Source organism: Marinomonas fungiae (genome assembly GCF_001418205.1).
GTDB classification, from domain to species: domain Bacteria; phylum Pseudomonadota; class Gammaproteobacteria; order Pseudomonadales; family Marinomonadaceae; genus Marinomonas; species Marinomonas fungiae.
In genome coordinates, this window is record NZ_LIQF01000003.1 from 53543 (window position 1) to 72491 (window position 18949).

Consider the following 18949-nt stretch of genomic DNA (forward strand, 5'->3'; position numbering starts at 1 on the left):
TCGAAAACAGAGTTTAAACATGAAGCCCTAGTTGAAGCGGACGATATTCAAGAGGTGCTTCTGGCGCTTGCCACGAATTTCTGCCGCATCCACACCATTGACCCGAACAGGGATGTTCTTGCCGACGATATCTGGCCAATCGTTGATATCGACTCGGAAAGTATCTGCATCATAAACCGAGTTAATGCGTGCAACGGTCGCATTTGTTTCTGCAAAGAGTGGTAAAGCGAATACCAAACTGCCTAGTATCAGCGCTATACGAAACACTGTAAATCTCCACCAAAAAACATCACTGCCCTGTGAAGAAAGGTTTCATCCATAAGCTAGCATAATAATAAGCAATCTTTATAACGCAAATGATTTTACTTTTAGAGGGTACTAAAATGCACTTTATTGGTGTTTTTTAATCGTTGTCTGAGTGGGTTTCATTCAACCAAAACTTTGCTTGTGTTAGAGTAGCCGCCGCTAGAGGTTGCCGATACCACTCGGCATGAAAAGGGAAGTCAGTGAGAATCTGACGCTGCCCCCGCAACGGTATTTAAAGTAAAGCTTTGTCATACGCCACTGTGGGCAACCATGGGAAGGCGACAAGGTGAGAAATGTCTGCTTTATCAGTCCGGAGACCTGCCTTTAGTAGGGGGCCTATCATAAAAAGGCCAAACATTGACCACTGTACGGGCGTGTGCAGTGTACATGAAGACACATACATGACAACTCAATCTTATTTTGCTCCAGTGTTTGCAAAAACGGCAACGGCACTGGCGATTCTTGCTGCGACCTCTGCTCAAATGGCTGCAGCGCAAGAAACAACCAACCTATCAAAATTAGTGGTGACTGCTACTACGACCGAAGTAACCGAAGCTCAGTCATTGACCTCCGTGACGGTGATCAGTAAAGACGATATTAAGAAGCAGCAACCACACGAAATCACTGAGTTATTAGCGGCTCAACCGGGTATCGATATCGTAACTAATGGTGGTTACGGTAAGAGCACCAGCATATTTACTCGGGGTTCTAATAGTACAGGCACCAAGCTTCTAATCGATGGCGTACCGATTCAATCTCATTCATTAGGCTCTGCGTCTTGGCAGTATTTGCCTATTTCACAAGTTGAGCGTATTGAAATTGTCCGCGGCCCTAAATCGTCGTTATACGGTTCAAGTGCAGCAGGTGGTGTCGTTCAGGTCTTTTTACCGGAAGGACAGCAAGGTGACCAAGCGGAGATTACGCTAGGCGCGGGCTCTTTTGGTACGACACAAACTGATGCCTCGGTTTCTGGCTCTGATGGTAAAACAAGTTACTTGTTGGCGGTCGGAACCTTTGATACGGATGGTGAAGAGGTAAAAGAAGGCGCAGGTGATATGGGGTATTCCAATGATCACGTCATGGCGCGCTTGGGCTATGAATTTGACTCAGGGGCCTACATCAAAGCTTTGCTGATGCATGCTGAAGGGGATTCTGAATACACCACATCCAGCGGTTCTGTGCGCAACAATGACTACCAGAACCAAGTACTCGCATTGACTGGTGGAATCGATGTGACCGACAGCTGGCAATCAGAAGTTCAGTTGCGCCAATCTCGTGATGACTACGATGTATTGAATGATGCGGGTATTAAAACGGGTACCTACTATGATAGTGAATCGCAAGGAGTACGTTGGAATAACACTCTATGGCTCGGTGATCATGAGTTTGTCGTGGGGGCTGAGCATGTAAAAGATAGCTTTGATGGTTCCTATGCGAAGGAGCGCACTAATAATAGTGTTTTCGCACAATCATTGTCTGAGTTCGGGCCATTGAGCGTACAGTTAAACATTCGTGCTGACCATTACGATGAGTACGATACGCAAACAACAGGTGGTGTGGCGTTTGGCTATCAATTAGATCCTGTGCACACCTTACGAGTGAGTGGCCGCACCTCTTTTACGGCGCCAACGTTTAACTCTATGAATGCGGAAAACTGGGGTTATACGCTGGTGAATGAGATTCGACCAGAAACCTCAGAATCCTATGAAGTTGGGATCCGTGGTGATTACCAAAACAGTTACTGGGATGCTGCTGTTTATCAAGCTGATTACGATGACTTGATTGCTTGGACATACCCAACGGTTGGTAACATTGAAGCTGCTCGTGTGCAAGGTTTAGAGCTTGCCGCAGGAACGAGTATTGAACAGTGGTCATTTGCAGTTGCTGCAACGCTAATGGATACAGAAAACCTTAGTGAAGGTGCTGTACACGGCAATCGACTGGTTCGTCGTGCAAACAAGAGTGCTCGCATCGATGTGGATCGCCATTTCGAAGAGTTTTCATTAGGCATGACGCTGGCAAGTTACGGTGAGCGTTTTGATGATGAAGAAAATGAAACCTTGCTACCGGGCTACGGCGTGTTGAATCTTCGTGCGAGCTATGACTTCGCACAGAATTGGAACGCCAAATTCGTTGTCAAAAACGCTTTGGACAAATCCTATCAAACGGCTCAGGGGTATAACAACCCTGGTGTTGGCGCCTTCTTAACGGTTAATTATTCGGCCTTTTAATGACTTTCAAAACTTGCTGCAAACGGTCTTTAGCAGTTTGTTTGCTAGGACTAGCCTCCGCGACTATGTTCGCGGAGACTGCTTCTGCACAGCCATTGTGCGTCGTGGATGATAAGCAAAGGGAAGTGTGTATGGCTCATCCTGCCACTAGGATTGCGGCGTTATCTCCAGGTGCCACCGAGCTGATTTACGCTGCCGGTGCGGGGGACAAAGTCGTCGCGGTGGTGTCGTTCAGTGATTACCCGCCAGAAGCGAAACAAGTCACTTCTGTGGGGAGTCATACGCGCTTGGATCTTGAGCGAGTCCTGAGCCTCAAGCCAGACCTTGTTTTGGCTTGGGGAACTGGCAACCCAAGTGAACAAATTGCTACCCTCGAACGTGTGGGTATGACGGTGTATTACGTTGAACCCCATAATTTTGAGGACATCGTTGATAACATCAAAGATATGGCACGGCTTTCGGGAACCGAAAACATAGGTTATAAGGCAGCGGATGACTTCATCGCAGGCATTCATGCCTTGGCGACGCGTTATCAGAATGCTTCGCCAGTATCGACTTTTTATCAAGTCTGGGACGAGCCATTAATGTCCATGAACCGTGATCATTATATTAGCAAGGTTGTGACTTTGTGTGGTGGTGTGAATGTGTTCGCCGACTCGCCGCGTTTGATTCCTCGTCTGAATCAAGAGGCGGTTTTGATAAAAAATCCTGAAGCGATTCTAGCGGGAGGCATGGGCGAGCGTAATGCGAAATGGTTGGAAAAATGGCGTGCTTTCCCTGAATTGTTGGCGACGCAATGGGATAATCTATTTTTTATTCCACCTTCATTAATCCAACGTCCGACACCGCGCTTGCTTGATGGGGCACGCATTTTGTGCGAAAAGCTCGACATCGCTCGCCAACACCGGCGTGAGCGGACTCTATGATTGCGCCGCGCTACCTATTTTGGCCATTATTTAGCTTAAGCCTGCTCTCATTGCTGTGTCTCTTAGTGGCCATTACTCAGGGCAGTGTCGCCTTGTCCCTTGGACAGCTTTGGCAAGCGTTACAAGGGCAAGGCTCGTTATTGAATCAAACCTTAGTGTGGGAACTAAGAGTGCCCCGAGTATTAGCAGCTTTTGCCACTGGCGGTTTGCTGGCCGTGGCAGGAGCGCTGATGCAAATTTTGCTTCGCAATCCGTTGGCTGACCCCTATGTTTTAGGGATATCTGGTGGTGCTTCGGTCGCGGCGTTGTTGGCAATTTTGACTGGTTTAACGGGTATCTTGATGTCTGGCGCGGCATTTATCGGCGCGGTGCTATCTACTGTGTTGGTGTTTGGCTTAGCACAGGGTATAGGGCGTGTTTCATCTATGCGTTTGCTACTGACGGGGGTGGTAATCGCCGCTGGTTGGGGGGCTTGTATTACCTTAATGCTAGCCCTAGCGCCTCCCCAGAAAATACCTGGCATGTTATTTTGGCTTATGGGTGATTTGTCTTATGCCCACACTCCTTGGCTAGCTTGGCTTATTCTGGTGCCGGTATGTTTTATCTTGATTCCTTTAGGGCGCAGTCTGAACGTGTTAGCGAGGGGCCCTTTGCAAGCAGCTGCTCTTGGAGTCAATGTAAAGCAGTTAGAGCGCTTAGTGTTTATCATTGCCAGTTTATTGACAGCGATTGCAGTGACTACTGCTGGTAGTATTGGATTTGTTGGCTTGGTTGTTCCACATATGTTGCGATTGGTACTGGGAAATGATCAGCGTCTTATTTTGCCAGCCTGTGCTTTAGCGGGTGGCACCTTGGTGACGATAGCGGATACGTTGGCGCGTACCGTTATTGCGCCTGAGCAGTTACCTGTGGGTGTGATTACCGCCTTATTGGGTGTGCCGACCTTTTTATATTTGTTGCATAGGGGGCGAGTATAATGGCCTTAGTGACGAATGCTTTGGTTGTCGATATCCCATCAAGGCATCCGGAACCACTGGATTTAACCATGGAACCGGGACAAATTTGGGGTGTTTTGGGACCCAATGGCGTAGGTAAAACCACTCTGTTACATACGTTAGCGGGGCTGATTAGCCCCCGATCTGGTGTGGTTTCTTGGGCTCAAAAACCATTGCCGGAATGGCATCGTTTAGCGTTAGCACAAGAAATTGGTGTCATGTTTCAAGAACATCAAGACGGCTTTCCTGCTACCGTTTTAGAAACTGCATTATTGGGTCGCTTTCCTTATCTGAGTCCATGGGAAATGGAAAGCGATGAAGACATGCAGATGGCTAAGGCTGCGTTGGAATATCTTGACTTGGAAGGCTTGGCCAGTCGTTCTATTAGTCAATTATCGGGTGGCGAGCGCCAACGCACGGCCCTCGCGGCACTCCTTAGTCAAGATCCTGAGATGTGGCTAGTGGATGAGCCTACCAACCATCTGGACTTGCATCATCAAGTCGCGGTGATGCGCTTATTGCAGCGTAAAGCACAGGCCGATAAGCTGGTGGTGATGTCGTTGCACGACGTTAACCTAGCCGCGACTTGGTGTAGTCATGTACTGCTATTGTACCCTGATGGTCCTGCTCGAATGGGGGCCGCAGAGGAGTTGCTGACACTAGAGCATTTGCAGCCTTTATATCAACAAGTTTTAGTGCAAGGCGAGCTCGATGGTCGTTTGGTATTCTTGCCTAAGGTGATATAAGAGGAAGTCTTGGGTGAATTGGCTGAGAAAAATAGGCGAGCAGTGGTTTTTGAAGAGCAAATCATTACCAAAAATAATCATCGTCGGTATTGATACGCACTGTTATCAGCTTGCCCAGACTTTAATCGAACATAAGGATGCGGAAGTCGTAGCGTTTATTGACGATGAACCATGGACCAATCGAACAGAATTACTTGGCGCAAAAGTCCATTATCCTAGTGACATGGCGGCCTTAGTCACCCGTAAACAGGTGCGCCTGATTATTGATTTCGACACTTCAGAGCAAGTGCCCGAGTCTATTCAGCAAGAATTGCAATCCCTACCAGTTGAACAAATTGTGCTTAGCCATGCTATGCCGCAGCCTTTAACATGTTGGCGTACTCAAATCCTAGAACAGCTAAAATAAATCAATTATTTCATGCCGCTGTTGTGCCTTACGGATAGGGCTTCAAACCGCTCCTTGATTGGCAAAGTCTAAAAAACGTAGGTCTTGCAAGATCCCCTTAGAATAGCTCGATTACACTTATCGTCTATAGCATGTTGAATAGACACAGTTTTATACATTGACTTCCCTCCAACTTATTGAATCTATTGTAAAAAATATTTGTATTGAAAAATGATAACTAGGTGCTATATCAAAATGCAATACAGTTCCAATTAAATTGAAATAGTAAAAAACAGGCCAGCTCTTAATACTTTTAAAAAATGACAAGGCGTAATGCCTAGTGCTTTAACATGTTTTTAAGGCCCTAAGCTACGACATCAATCGCCATTCCCAATAAAAATTAGATAAAGAGAGCAGTAGCATGATTATAGATTGCCATGGTCATTACACGACTACTCCACCAGCTGTGGGTGAATACCGTGATAAGCAAAAAGCAGAAGTTGCCAAAGACCCTTCTTTTGTTGGTGAGAAAGGTAGTATCTACGTTACTGATGATGAAATTCGTGAAAGTATCATTAACAATCAATTACGCTTACAACAAGAGCGCGGCACGGACTTAACCATTTTCTCTCCACGTGCGAGCTGGATGGGACACCATGTTGGTAATGAACATACGAGCCAATACTGGACCGAGCACCAGAACGATTTGATTCGCCGTGTGTGTGATCTGTTCCCTGAAAACTTCGTTCCCGTGGCGCAATTGCCTCAGTCTCCGGGTGTTGATCCCGCAAAATCAGTTCCTGAAATCATTCGTACTGTGGAACAGATGGGGTTTATTGGTATCAACCTAAACCCAGATCCAAGTGGTGGTCATTGGAATGGCTCTTCTCTTGGCGATCGCTCTTTCTATCCAATTTACGAAAAAATGTGTGAATACGATATCCCAGCGATGATCCACGTATCAGCATCTTGTAACGACTGTTTCCACACGACAGGGTCTCATTATTTAGGTGCGGATACGACAGGTTTTCAACAGCTGATGATGTCCGATGTCTTCAAGGATTTTCCTGATCTGAAAATTATCATTCCACATGGCGGCGGCGCGGTGCCTTATCACTGGGGGCGCTTCCGTGGTTTAGCCCAAGACCAAGGCTTTGATCTGGCTGAGCGCGTATTAAATAACATCTACTTCGATACCTGTGTTTATCATCAACGTGGTATCGATTTACTACTAGATATCATTCCAACTAAGAACATCTTGTTCGCTTCAGAGATGATCGGTGCTGTACGTGGTATTGATCCAGAAACGGGTCACTACTTTGATGATACTAAGCGTTATGTCGATAACAACGCGGTTTTGACGGCTGAGCAAAAACAAGACATCTTCGAGCACAACACTCGTCGTGTTTTCTCTCGTCTAAAAATCTAATCGTCTGACGTCATAAAGGAGCAAACAATGCGCGAAAACGTAGTAGTACAACATATTGAACGTGCCGATCAGGCGGTGATTGATGGATTGGCTGAGTGCGGTGTGGCAACTATCCACGAAGCACAAGGTCGAGTGGGCTTGCTGGCGCATTACATGCGTCCCATTCAGCAAGATAAGGCGGTTGCAGGCTCTGCGATTACTATCTCCGGTGCAGCAGGCGATAACTGGATGATGCACGTAGCGATTGAACAATGCCAAAAGGGTGACATGCTGGTGTTTGCCCCTACGTCACCTTCTTACCATGGTTTTTTCGGTGACTTGTTGGCAACGTCTGCTCAAGCTCGCGGTGTGGTAGGTCTTGTGATTGATGGCGGTGTGCGCGATACCCGTGATCTTCGCAAAATGGATTTCCCAGTCTGGTCCAAAGCCGTGTGTGCAGAAGGTACGATCAAAGAAACGTTGGGTTCTGTCAATGTCACCATCGTTTGTGCCGATCAACTGATCAATGCGGGTGATGTGATCGTGGCCGATGATGACGGTGTGGTCGTGGTGCGCCGTGAGAAAGCGGCAGAAGTACTGGAGCTTGCGCGCAAGCGCATGGACAACGAAGAAGCGAAACGTGTTCGTCTCGAAAACGGCGAGCTAGGACTAGATATCTACGACATGCGTCCTCGTCTTGAAGAAAAAGGCTTGAAATATGTCTAAAGGCATCGAATGCATGTGGATGCGAGGCGGCACGTCAAAAGGGGCGTACTTCCTTGCGGATGCTTTACCAAGCGATGAGCAGGCACGTTCAGACATTTTGCTACGCGTGATGGGCTCCCCAGATGCACGTCAAATTGACGGTATGGGGGGGGCGGATCCAATTACTTCGAAAGTGGCAGTAGTAAAAAAGTCGATGCGTGATGATGCTGACGTGGACTACTTATTCCTTCAGGTATTTGTCGATCAAGCCATTGTGACCGATGCACAAAACTGCGGCAATATTCTCGCTGGTGTAGGGCCATTTGCCATAGAGCGAGGCCTAGTTGAACCGGCTGAGGGCGAAACAGAAGTTCGTATCTTTATGGAAAACACCGGTCAAATCGCTGTGGCGCGTGTCCAAGTAAAAGATGGCGAAGTGGTCTATGAAGGTAATGCTCGTATTGATGGGGTTCCTGGTTTTTCATCTCCCGTTCCGATTACGTTCAAAGATACGGCGGGGTCGAGCTGTGGGGCGCTATTACCAACGGGTAACGCCGTTGACATCATTGATGGCATAGAAGTGACCATGATCGATAACGGCATGCCGTGTGTGGTGATGCGTGCGTCAGACATGGGAATTCTTGGGACAGAAACTCGTGAAGAGCTAGAAGCCAAAACGGAGCTTCGGGCCAAGCTTGAATCGATTCGTTTGCAAGCTGGCCCATTGATGAACCTTGGCGATGTGAAAGATAAGTCAGTGCCGAAAATGACCATGGTGTCTGAGCCCACTAATGGTGGTGCTATCTCCACGCGGACCTTTATCCCGCATCGCTGCCATGCGTCGATTGGTGTATTAGGGGCGGTGAGTGTGGCCACGGCAGCGGTATTGCAAGGTTCACCGGCTAATGTTTTGGCTGTATATGAGCCAGCGGCGCAAATGACCTTGGATGTTGAACACCCAACGGGTTGTATGACGGTGGTGCTAGATCAAAACAGTGAAGGCGAGGTGGACTCTGCGGCCTTGTTACGGACTGCGCGCAAACTGTTTGACGGTAAAGTATTTGTACATAAGAACGGCTTGTAAGCTGCTCTTTCATTAAAAAGAATAACGATAGGTAGCTAAAAAATGGACAAAGATTATCTTCCATTTCATCCAAATCCAAGTAAACCAACATACCAAGCCCCAGAAGGCGCGGTTGATGCACACTGCCACGTTTTTGGTCCGGCTGACAAATTTCCCTACCATCCAAAACGTAAATACACCCCATGTGATGCTTCAAAAGAGCAACTGTTCGCACTACGTGATCACCTAGGTTTTTCTCGCAATGTCATCGTTCAGGCGTCTTGTCACAGTACTGACAACGCTGCACTGATTGATGCGTTGCAAACAGCGGGTGAATTGGCTCGTGGTGTCGCATTTATCGATGACAGTTTCACCATTGAACAGCTTCAAGAGATGCACGATGCCGGTGTTCGTGGTGTGCGCTTTAACTTTGTGAAGCGTTTGGTAGACAGCACACCGCGTGAAGTATTCTTTTCCATTGCCGAGAAAATCAAAACACTGGGCTGGCACATCGTGGTGTACTTTGAGGCGCCAGATCTAGAAGAGTTGATTCCATTCCTAAAAGAGCTAGGTACAACCATTGTGGTGGATCACATGGGGCGCCCAGATGTAGCCAAAGGTGTTGATCATCCTGACTTCCAGCGGTTCGTGAATTTCATGGCTGAGAACGACAATGTTTGGTGCAAAGTGAGCTGCCCTGAGCGCCTAACGCTGCAAGCGCCTGATTACTCTGATGTTGTGCCTTTTGCAAAGACATTGGTTGAGCAATTCCCTGATCGCGTACTTTGGGGGACGGATTGGCCGCACCCAAATATGAAGTCGCATGTGCCTGACGACGGCCACCTGGTTGATGTGATTCCAATGATTGCAACAACACAAGAGCTTCAGCATAAGCTGCTAGTGGATAACCCAATGCGTCTATACTGGAATTAATCCGGTAGAGAACCGAATCAAAAGAGGTCACCCCATGGCGACTAATGAAAAACGAGACATTCCTGGTACCTACCTTTTTGATAGCAAGATGGCGAAAAAAGGTTATGGCCTGAATAAAATGTGCTACTCCTTTAATAATCAGGAAGCGCGTGATGAATTTAACGCAGATCCAGATGCGTACTGCGATAAATTCAATTTAACAGTAGCTCAGAAAAAAGCGATTAAAGAAAAAGATATTATCGCGATGCTACGAGAAGGTGGCAGTATTTATTATCTAGCTAAATACGCTGGTTTATTAAAACTGAATATGCAAGATATCGGTGCTCTGCAAACAGGCATGAGTGTTGAAGAATTCAAAGACATGCTTGTTAAGAACGGTCGAGGAGAAGTGTAATGGCGAATATTATCGGTGGTATTACGACTTCTCATATTCCTGCGATTGCTAATGCGATGGCAAACGGTTTAGAAGAGACGCCATACTGGAAACCTTTCTTTGATGGTTATCCACCAGTACGCGATTGGCTGAATGAGAAGAAACCTGATGTAATCATTCTGTTCTACAACGATCACGGTTTGGAATTCTTCATTGATAAAAAACCGACTTTTGCGATTGGTGTGGCGGATGAGTACCACAATGCCGACGAAGGTTGGGGTATCCCTACCATTCCACCTGTAACGGGCGAATCAGATCTTTCTTGGCACATTGCCAATAGTTTGGTCGAAGATGGTTTCGATATGACCATCTGTCAGGAAATGAAAGTAGATCACGGTCTAACTGTTCCTTTGAACCTAATGTGGCCGGGTTATAACTATGGTCATGTGAAAGTCATTCCGGTCTGTATCAACTGTGAACAGCACCCGATGCCTCAACCTAAGCGTACCTATGCGCTGGGTCAAGCGATAGGGCGAGCGGTTGCATCTTTCGATCAAGACCTCAAAGTAGCGGTGTTTGGTACTGGTGGTATGTCTCATCAGCTAGACGGCGAACGTGCAGGCATCATCAATCGTGAGTTTGATATAGATTGCTTGGATAAGCTGGTATCTGACCCAGAAGCTTTAACTAAATACTCTAATCTGGATCTTGTGGAAATTGCCGGTGCCCAAGGCGTCGAGCTGAATATGCTGATTGCCATGCGTGGCACCTTGATTGGTGAAGTAAAAGAGCTCCACCGTAACTACCATGCACCGATTTCCAATACTGGTTCAGGCTTAATGCTGCTTGAGCATACCATGCCGAAGAAATAGTCGCGCGTTTCTCTCTCCTTTCTAGGGAAAAGTACTGACTGCAAAAGCCATAACACCCGTTATGGCTTTTTTATTGCCTAATGTTTTTATATAAGTTTTATGCATAGCCCATCGATTTTCTGCACCTAATTAACTCACTTGCTAGTGATAGATTTAAGTCAAGGAATAGCCTTCTGCTAAAGCCCATACTCACTCATAGATAGACAATCTAGTGATTCAATAAAAATAAAACGGTGAGGTAACAAATGACTCAAACAGTCGATATTCCAGGAACAATTATGCTCGATGGCCCTATGGCCACTAAAGGCTATCCACTTAACAAGATGTGTTATTCATTTAACAATGCAGCGGCCCGTAACGAGTTTAAGCAAGATGAAGAAGCCTACTACGAAAAGTTCAAACTAACTGAAGAACAACGAGATGCGATGCGTAAACGTGATGTGATCGCCATGCTCGAAGCTGGGGGCAGTATCTACTATTTAGCAAAATTTGCAGGCTTATTAGGCTTGAGTGTGCAAGACGTTGGTGGCCTGCAGACTGGCATGACAACCGAAGAATTTAAAGCATTTTTGGTCAAACAGGGAGAAATCTAATGGCGAAACTACTAGGTGGCATCGCCACATCACACATTCCAGCGATTGGCGTGGCTATGGATCAAGGGCTAGAAAACACACCTTATTGGAAAGAGTTTTTCGAAGCTTACCCGCCAGTACGGGATTGGCTATACACACAAGAACCGGATATCGCAATCGTCTTCTACAACGACCACGGTTTAGAGTTTTTCCATGATCGTAAGCCGACCTTTGCCATGGGGGCGGCAGCACAATATGAAAACGCCGATGAAGGTTGGGGGATTGCTGAAATCCCACCTGTAACGGGTGAGACTGAGCTGTCTTGGCATATTGTCAATCATCTGATTGAGCATGACTTTGACATTACCGTGTGCCAAGAAATGAAAGTTGATCATGGTTTGACAGTGCCGCTAACTCTGATGTGGCCGGGGCACAAATACGGTCATGTGAAGGTGATCCCTGTGGCGATCAACTGTGAGCGTCACCCTATGCCAAAACCAAGCCGCAGTTACGCCTTTGGTAAAGCCATTGGCGATGCAGTTCGTAGCTTTGCGGGGGATCAAAAGGTGATTGTCATGGGCACTGGTGGTTTATCACATCAGCTAGATGGTCAGCGAGCAGGCTTTATCAATAAGCCATTTGATTTGTATTGTATGGACAAAATGGTTGATGAGCCTGAGCTTTTAACGTGCTATTCAAACTACGAATTGGTTGAGAAAGCCGGTGCCCAAGGGGTTGAGCTAAATATGTGGTTAGCTATGCGAGGTGCTTTGGAAGGGGAGGGGAAACTTAAAGAGCTACATCGTAGTTATCATTTGCCAATCTCTAATACTGGTGCGGGTCTGCAGCTTCTTGCGACCGACAATGCTCGTTAATGGTTTGATGTTAGCGCTGTAAGGATGGCAATAAAGAAAAGGAGAACTTTTGATTCTCCTTTTCTTTTATTCGCTCAATAGGGTGTTATGAGCTTAAAACTCTTCGGTATCGATTTCTTTTTGCTGCGCTTCATTGTAACGAGTGCCGCTGACATTATTCTGGTTGATCATGTCATTCAAGTCGCTCAATTGGCTGTCTGTCAATTTCACGTCGGTGGCGCCTAGATTGTCACCCATATGGTTAACGAAACGCGTGCCAGGGATAGCCACCACGTGGTCACCTTGATGCAGTACCCACGCTAGTGCTAACTGAGCAGGAGAGCAGCCGATTTCTTTTGCCATCCCTAGGAAGTTGCTAAGCAAAGCAATATTTGAAGGGTAGTGATCTTCGTTAAAGCGCGGCATATTGAGGCGGATATCACCTTGCTCTAAGTCGCTTGCACTCTTCACTGCGCCGGTTAGATAGCCACGAGCCAAAGGGCTAAATGCCACAAACGTCACACCGAGCTCTTTCGTTGCCTCAAGAGTGGCGATCTCTGGGTTTCGTGTCCACAGTGAGTATTCTGATTGAAGCGCAGTAATCGGCGCTTCTTTGTAGGCTTTGCGCAGAGTGTCGGCAGATACTTCAGATAGGCCAATCGCACCGATTTTGCCTTCTTTCACTAGGTCATTTAGAGCGCCGACACTTTCTTCAATGGCAATATTCGGGTCTTTACGATGTAAGTAGTAAAGGTCAATGTGCTCAACACCTAGGCGCTTTAAGCTGTTTTCACATTGTTGGCGGATATTTTCTGGGCGACCATTGATTTCTTTTTTGCCATCGACAATGGCCATACCGCATTTACTGGCTAAGAAAAACTCTTTGCGTAAGTGTTTAAGGGCTTTACCAACTAATAGTTCGTTTTTGCCGCCACCGTATAGCGTTGCTGTATCAAAATGCCGGTAGCCCATGTCAAAGGCTTCGTGAAGTGCTTTAACAGCTTCGTCTTCTGCTACCGGCGAACCGTACGCGTGAGATAAGTTCATACAACCAAGGCCGATACTTGGTGTCAGTAAATGGGGGTGTTTTTTCGACATTTTCCTTGCCTCATTTATGGTCGGTATAAATGAAAAAAGCAGGGTGCTAAGCCCTGCTTTGTAGTCACATGCAGTTGTTTAATCTTCTAAGCATTGCTCAAGTTTATGCAGTGTTTCCATCGCGTCAATTGCCTGTGTTACGCAAGCATTTGGTGCGCGGCCTTCTTCGATAGCAGCGATAAACTCGCGGTCCTGCAACTCGATACCGTTGTTCGATACGGCAACGCCAGATAGGTCGATCTTGTTATCATTGCCGTCAAATAGGTCATCGTAACGAGCGATGTAAGTGCCGTTATCACAGATGTAACGGAAGAAGGTGCCGAATGGACCATCGTTGTTGAAGGATAGAGATAGGGTGCAGATCGCACCATTTGGTACTTTCATGCCGATGCTCATATCCATCGCGATGCCAAGTTCTTCATGGATTGGGCCCTGTAGCGCTTGCACTTTGGTGGCCACTTCACCTGTCTGGTATTGGAACAAGTCAACTGTGTGGCAAGCGTGGTGCCACAGTAGGTGGTCAGTCCAAGAGCGCGCTTGACCTAGAGCATTCTTATTAGAACGACGGAAGAAGTAAGTTTGCACGTCCATTTGTTGAACTTTCAGCTCGCCTGCTTGGATCTTGTTGTGAATCCATTGGTGAGATGGATTGAAGCGACGAGTATGGCCAGCCATAGCAACTAGGCCTGTGCGTTTTTGCACCTCAACCACTTTGCGTGCGTCTTCAATGTTGTCTGCCATTGGAATTTCAGACATAACATGCTTTCCGGCTTCTAAACATTGAATCGTTTGGGCCGCGTGCATTTGTGTTGGTGTGGCAAGGATAACGGCGTCTACGTCATCACGTGCAAGCGCTTCAGCTAGGTCAGTGGTGTAATGGGGAACGCCGCGTTCTTCGGCAAAAGCTTTGATCGCATCGGGCTTTGTGCCGACAACTGAAACCACTTCTGAGCCTTCGATGGCTGCAATGGCGTCCATGTGTTTCATACCAAATGCGCCAGATGCACCTGCAATACAAATTCTCATTAGATATCTCCTAACCGTTGTCTTGTTATTCTAGTGAGTCATTTGACTCGTAGCTGTATCCATTCAATCTAACATCGACTCTATCAATGATGTAATTCGTTAACCAATAATGCTATTTAAAAAAAGCATAGGGTGGTGTTTGAATTTTTTCATCGAAACTGATCACATACTTCTCTAAGTACACTTAGAAAATGAGACTGTGTAATGGTTGGAAGCCAGTTTTTACGTACACAAAGGCCGATTGGTCGACGTGTGTGTTCCAATGGATAAGATAAGATTTTGAGTAAGCCAAGTTCAACTTCTCGCTCCATTTGGTGCTTTGATATCAGAGTTAAACGATCGCTACCTAATAACAGTTCGCGAATCAAAATCTGTGAACTGGACTCGACGATGCGACTGGGCTGTGGGCAATCAGCTTGCTCAAAGATCTCTTTAAAAGCGGTTCGAGTGGGGGTCCCCTCGGCGGGGACTACCCAAGCGAACTTAGCAAGGTCATGTGCAGATATGCTTTCGAGTGACAGTAGAGGGTGATCTGCACGACAAATAATGGACAGTGGGGGATTCCAAAGTTCTTCTTGGATCACATCGTCCGCAGGCGCAGGGTAACGTAAAGCTCCTAAGACAATATCGATATCGCCATGACGTAAGTGATGCAATAGGTCAGGGTAAGGACCCTCTATGACTTTAACGTTAACGTCAGGATGTTGATCACCAAAACGCAAAATCGATTTTGGCAAAATGGTGGTGCGTGCTAACGGCATGCTACCGAGTGAAATGGTAGAGACGTCTTTGAATTGCAAGGCGTGAATTTCGTAAATGCCTTGGCGTAGCTCATTAAAAGCAAGTTTAGCGGCTTTGGTTAAAGTCTTCGCAGCATCCGTTGCGTTGATGCCAGTATTGGTTTTATCAAACAAGGCAATGCCCAGTAGTTTTTCTAAATCTCTTGCTGCCCGATGTACTGAGGATTGAGAAACACCTAAATTACGACTGGCAATACTGAAGTTTTGCACATCACACACGGCAACTAGCGCCTTCAGCTGGGTTGTACTGATCTGAGCCAATACATTAGCGGATAGGGTATCTTTAAGAGCGGGTTCCCTTAAAAGCTCTAAGGTGGAGTCTCTTAAGTAGTTTAGTGAACGCGTCACTCGCTTCTGCCATAAAATCCCTGATTCGGTAGGGTACATGCCATCGGAATGACGTTCAAATAGATGGGTCTCCAGCTGCTTCTCTAATTTTGCAATAGCTTGTGTGATCGCTGGCTGCGATAAGTAGATACGCTCAGACGCTCTGGTGATGCTTTTTAGTTCACAGACCGCCAGAAATACACGTAGATGCCGTAAATTAGGAATTTGAATGTCCACCGCTGGCTCCAATCATTAAATTTAGTTGACTATATCAAAAATGAATATAGTTTAAAAAGGTTACTTTTAGCTAATTAGATTGACTGTGTGCGGCACATTGTGATTTGAAATTTTTAAAAATCTACTTTTTTCCTTTTACTTACGCTATTTTGGCTAAAGTTGCTGTGGTGGGATCGAACATGCGAGTCAGTCAAATTAAATATACGTTTCAATGGATGCTCTGTTTTTGCAGTTTTTTCATCGGCGGCTTTTCTTACGCCGCCTCTGCATTTAATGATTATTTTATGGAGGTGTGGACCTCACATGACGGCTTGCCTCATAACAGCGTGAATGCCATTGCTCAGACTGGCGATGGCTATCTTTGGTTTGCGACATGGGAAGGCGTAGCTCGTTACAATGGCCTGTCATTTGAGCTATTTAGTCGTGATTCGAAAACGGGCATTGCCGATGCAGGCATTCGTGCTTTGGTGGCAGATAAGAACAATCGTTTGTGGATTGGCGGTGCAAGGGGCGGCCTAACACTGCGCCAAGATTACAGTTGGTACCCGCAGAAGCAGGCGACCAGTTTGATCAATCATGTCTTGATAGATCATGAATCAAATCTTTGGTTGGCGGTGGAAGGAGAAGGTGTTTTTTTCCGTCCACTTGTTGGCGATAACGAATATGGGCCTGAACAGAAAGTACTTGATGTAGGCACTTATCGATTGGTGCAATCTAATCAAGGTGCAATTTACGCAGCGACTAAAAGTGGCGTTTATAAGATTAATGAATCTGGATCAGAGAAACTTGCCATTCCAAATTTGCCTGAAAACACCCGTATCTATTACGTGGCAATGGATCACCTTGATCAATTGTTAATTGCCTCGGCTCAAGGTGCATGGCGTTACGATGGGGGGCAATTTAGTAGTATCGCAGCAGAGCTTAATCATTCGACGGTAACTTTAATTGAAGAGGACGATGAAGGGACCCTTTGGCTAGGAACGCTTGATAAAGGTTTGGCTCGCGTCGATTATCGTCAAATTGACTACATCGATGCGGACTCTGGGCTCCCCAATAATCGGGTTTTGTCGTGGTTTCAAGATGTCGAAGGCAGTATTTGGGTCGGCACAAATGGCGGCTTATTACGGCTTCGTACTGCGCCTTTTAATTCTGTTAGTAGATCAGAAGGGCTCTTAGGGGACTTTACTCGTACCGTCTTGCAAGTCCCAGGGGAGCGCTTTTTAGTTGGCACCAGTGAAGGGCTTAGCTTGCTTGAAGATGGTAAAGCGTTCCTTGCATCGGGCGATCGCTCAGCGCGGCAATCTATATTGAGTCTTGCAAATATGCAGTCAGGCTCTGTCTTGGTTGGTACTCAGCGTTCAGGGGTATATGTATGGCGCGCGGGTGAAATGACGGCGTCATATAATATGGAAAATGGCCTGCCCTCCAATGAAGTAAGGGCGCTCTTGGAAGATTCAAAGGGACGTATTTGGGTTGGTACGGTTGATGGTCTGGTTGTCATTGAATCGGATGGCTCCCTTAAGCAGATTAATCAAGAGAATTCAAACTTGCCGGACGATTACATTATGGCCTTGATGGAAGATCATCGTGGCCGTATCTGGATCGGTACAGCACAAGGTGTCGCCTTTTATGATCGTCGAGACAGAATTCTGACCGTAGATATTTCTGCTTATGAAGGCGCTCAATATGTATTTGGCTTTTACATCGAACCTGGGTTTATTTGGATGGCAACAGACCGAGGCTTATTGCGTTACGATGCCATGGAAAACCAATTAAGTGGAGTAGGGAAACCAGCCGGGTTACCTATCGACAAGTTTTTCCAAGTGATCTATGACCATATGGGAAGCTTTTGGCTAAGCAGTAACCGAGGTATTTGGAAAATAGGGTATGTGGATGCGCATCGAGTGGCTTCTGGGGAGCGCAAGACCATCAATTTCGAGCATTTTGGCGAGGAGGATGGTATGGGGAGTAGTCAGGCCAATGGCGGCTCTAGCCCTGCTGCAGTAAGCTCTCGAGGCGGCAGTCTAGTCTTTGCAACGGCTAATGGCGTGTCATTTATTCGTCCGACCGCACTTAAACAGCTTTATCAATACCGTTTACCTATCGTCATTGAAGACGTTGATGTTGATGGTAGGTCGATTAACCCTAAAGTGGACAAAGTGTTGGGCTCAGGTGTTAGCCGTATTAGGATTAATTTTGCTGGCTTGAGCTATATCATGCCACAGCGTCTGCAATATCAAACCAAGTTAATTGGCTTCGAAGAAGAATGGTTATACCACGGTAGTCAAACGGTTGCTGAGTACACCAATTTACCCCCTGGACATTATGAGTTTCTAGTCAGTGTGCGTTACCCATACGGTGATTGGAATGAGGCTAAAACCCCTTTTCAATTCGAAATTGAGCCATTGTTATGGCAACGCAAAGACATGCAGCTGATGGCGTTGCTGGCATTTATATTGTGCATTGGCAGCTTGATGTATTGGCGAGTTCATTCTTTAAAAAGTCGTCAGCGTGAACTGGCTGAACAAATTCGTATACAAACTCAAGCCTTAAGGGATCAGTCTGAGCGTTATGAGCGATTAGCTAAAGAGGATGCTTTGACTGGTCTGTTCAATCGCCGTGCATTTGATGAGCGGGTTCGTCGCGACTTTATTATGTCGTTTCAGTCATTAAGGCGTTTGAACATGGCGATTATTGATATCGACCATTTCAAACAGGTTAATGATCGCTTTTCTCATCTGGTTGGAGATGAGGTAATCCAGCTAGTGGCAGATTATCTAAAACAAGCGGTTAGTTCTCCAAATATCGTAGCGCGTTGGGGAGGGGAAGAATTCACGTTATTAATACATGGGGATCAGCTTGAGGCAGAAGAATACTGCGAGCAGTTACGCAAAGGGTTATCCGAATTAGAATGTGCTGCGCTCGAGGATCAGTTCCAATTGACCGTAAGTATTGGTTTGTCCAATGCGCTGGGGTGTCCAGATTATCAAACCCTTTTGAAGCGAGCCGATCATGCTCTCTATGAAGCCAAGGAGACGGGGCGCAATCGCGTTGTCAGCTATCAGGAGTTTCGTCACTGAAGCGGAACTTAT

General features: G+C 46.5%; 18 protein-coding genes and 1 riboswitch. Of the genes, 14 read left to right on the top strand and 4 right to left on the bottom strand.

Features of this window, described 5'->3' with window-relative positions:
- Positions 1-27 precede the first annotated feature (27 nt).
- Complete coding sequence (locus ASC49_RS19955; RefSeq protein ID WP_055462174.1) at positions 28-267, bottom strand: hypothetical protein; 240 nt, start codon at positions 265-267, stop codon at positions 28-30.
- A gap of 185 nt (positions 268-452) precedes the next feature.
- Positions 453-646, top strand: a riboswitch (cobalamin riboswitch).
- Positions 647-707: 61 nt separating this feature from the next.
- Here ASC49_RS19955 and ASC49_RS05210 point away from each other — a divergent pair.
- The 13 genes from ASC49_RS05210 to ASC49_RS05270 all read left to right on the top strand — a co-directional run bounded on the left by ASC49_RS05210 (position 708) and on the right by ASC49_RS05270 (position 12390).
- Positions 708-2537: a TonB-dependent receptor domain-containing protein gene (locus ASC49_RS05210; protein ID WP_055462175.1), complete on the top strand. Its 1830-nt coding sequence runs from the start codon at positions 708-710 to the stop codon at positions 2535-2537.
- A 131-nt stretch (positions 2538-2668) separates the two neighbouring features.
- Positions 2669-3463, top strand: coding sequence for a cobalamin-binding protein (locus tag ASC49_RS05215; RefSeq protein WP_342667523.1), 795 nt, complete (start codon positions 2669-2671; stop codon positions 3461-3463).
- Positions 3460-4440, top strand: a complete 981-nt coding sequence (locus ASC49_RS05220; protein WP_055462177.1) for a FecCD family ABC transporter permease — start codon at positions 3460-3462, stop codon at positions 4438-4440. The genes ASC49_RS05215 and ASC49_RS05220 overlap by 4 nt, the downstream gene beginning before the upstream one ends.
- On the top strand, positions 4437-5204 hold the full coding sequence (locus ASC49_RS05225) for an ABC transporter ATP-binding protein (RefSeq protein WP_407067172.1): 768 nt from the start codon (positions 4437-4439) through the stop codon (positions 5202-5204). The genes ASC49_RS05220 and ASC49_RS05225 overlap by 4 nt, the downstream gene beginning before the upstream one ends.
- Before the next feature lie 13 nt (positions 5205-5217).
- Entirely contained in the window at positions 5218-5610 is a 393-nt protein-coding gene (locus ASC49_RS05230; protein ID WP_055462179.1) for a nucleoside-diphosphate sugar epimerase/dehydratase, read from the top strand.
- 400 nt (positions 5611-6010) lie between these two features.
- A complete protein-coding gene (locus tag ASC49_RS05235; protein ID WP_055462180.1) occupies positions 6011-7018 on the top strand; it encodes an amidohydrolase family protein in 1008 nt (335 codons plus the stop codon).
- A gap of 27 nt (positions 7019-7045) precedes the next feature.
- Positions 7046-7723, top strand: coding sequence for a 4-carboxy-4-hydroxy-2-oxoadipate aldolase/oxaloacetate decarboxylase (locus ASC49_RS05240; protein ID WP_055462181.1), 678 nt, complete (start codon positions 7046-7048; stop codon positions 7721-7723).
- Positions 7716-8786 (top strand): 4-oxalomesaconate tautomerase, encoded by a 1071-nt coding sequence (locus ASC49_RS05245; protein WP_055462182.1) that lies wholly within the window; start codon positions 7716-7718, stop codon positions 8784-8786. Before ASC49_RS05240 ends, ASC49_RS05245 begins: the two co-directional genes overlap by 8 nt.
- 42 nt (positions 8787-8828) lie before the next feature.
- Positions 8829-9698, top strand: a complete 870-nt coding sequence (locus ASC49_RS05250; protein ID WP_055462183.1) for an amidohydrolase family protein — start codon at positions 8829-8831, stop codon at positions 9696-9698.
- A 34-nt stretch (positions 9699-9732) separates the two neighbouring features.
- The gene (locus ASC49_RS05255; protein ID WP_055462184.1) at positions 9733-10092 is read left to right on the top strand and encodes a protocatechuate 4,5-dioxygenase subunit alpha; all 360 of its coding nucleotides are present in this window, start codon (positions 9733-9735) and stop codon (positions 10090-10092) included.
- Positions 10092-10943 (top strand): class III extradiol dioxygenase family protein, encoded by an 852-nt coding sequence (locus ASC49_RS05260; RefSeq protein WP_055462185.1) that lies wholly within the window; start codon positions 10092-10094, stop codon positions 10941-10943. Before ASC49_RS05255 ends, ASC49_RS05260 begins: the two co-directional genes overlap by 1 nt.
- Before the next feature lie 245 nt (positions 10944-11188).
- Positions 11189-11536: a protocatechuate 4,5-dioxygenase subunit alpha gene (locus tag ASC49_RS05265; protein WP_055462186.1), complete on the top strand. Its 348-nt coding sequence runs from the start codon at positions 11189-11191 to the stop codon at positions 11534-11536.
- A complete protein-coding gene (locus ASC49_RS05270) occupies positions 11536-12390 on the top strand; it encodes a class III extradiol dioxygenase family protein (RefSeq protein WP_055462187.1) in 855 nt (284 codons plus the stop codon). Before ASC49_RS05265 ends, ASC49_RS05270 begins: the two co-directional genes overlap by 1 nt.
- A gap of 93 nt (positions 12391-12483) precedes the next feature.
- Here ASC49_RS05270 and ASC49_RS05275 read toward each other — a convergent pair whose 3' ends face one another.
- The 3 genes from ASC49_RS05275 to ASC49_RS05285 all read right to left on the bottom strand — a co-directional run bounded on the left by ASC49_RS05275 (position 12484) and on the right by ASC49_RS05285 (position 15857).
- A complete protein-coding gene (locus ASC49_RS05275) occupies positions 12484-13467 on the bottom strand; it encodes an aldo/keto reductase (RefSeq protein WP_055462188.1) in 984 nt (327 codons plus the stop codon).
- Positions 13468-13545: 78 nt separating this feature from the next.
- On the bottom strand, positions 13546-14493 hold the full coding sequence (locus ASC49_RS05280) for a Gfo/Idh/MocA family oxidoreductase (RefSeq protein ID WP_055462189.1): 948 nt from the start codon (positions 14491-14493) through the stop codon (positions 13546-13548).
- 149 nt (positions 14494-14642) lie between these two features.
- Positions 14643-15857 carry a LysR family transcriptional regulator gene (locus ASC49_RS05285; protein ID WP_055462190.1) on the bottom strand — a complete coding sequence of 405 codons (1215 nt, stop codon included), beginning with the start codon at positions 15855-15857 and terminating at the stop codon, positions 14643-14645.
- Between the two features lie 284 nt (positions 15858-16141).
- Between ASC49_RS05285 and ASC49_RS05290 the strand changes: the two genes are divergently transcribed.
- On the top strand, positions 16142-18937 hold the full coding sequence (locus ASC49_RS05290) for a ligand-binding sensor domain-containing diguanylate cyclase (RefSeq protein ID WP_162265195.1): 2796 nt from the start codon (positions 16142-16144) through the stop codon (positions 18935-18937).
- Positions 18938-18949 lie beyond the last annotated feature (12 nt).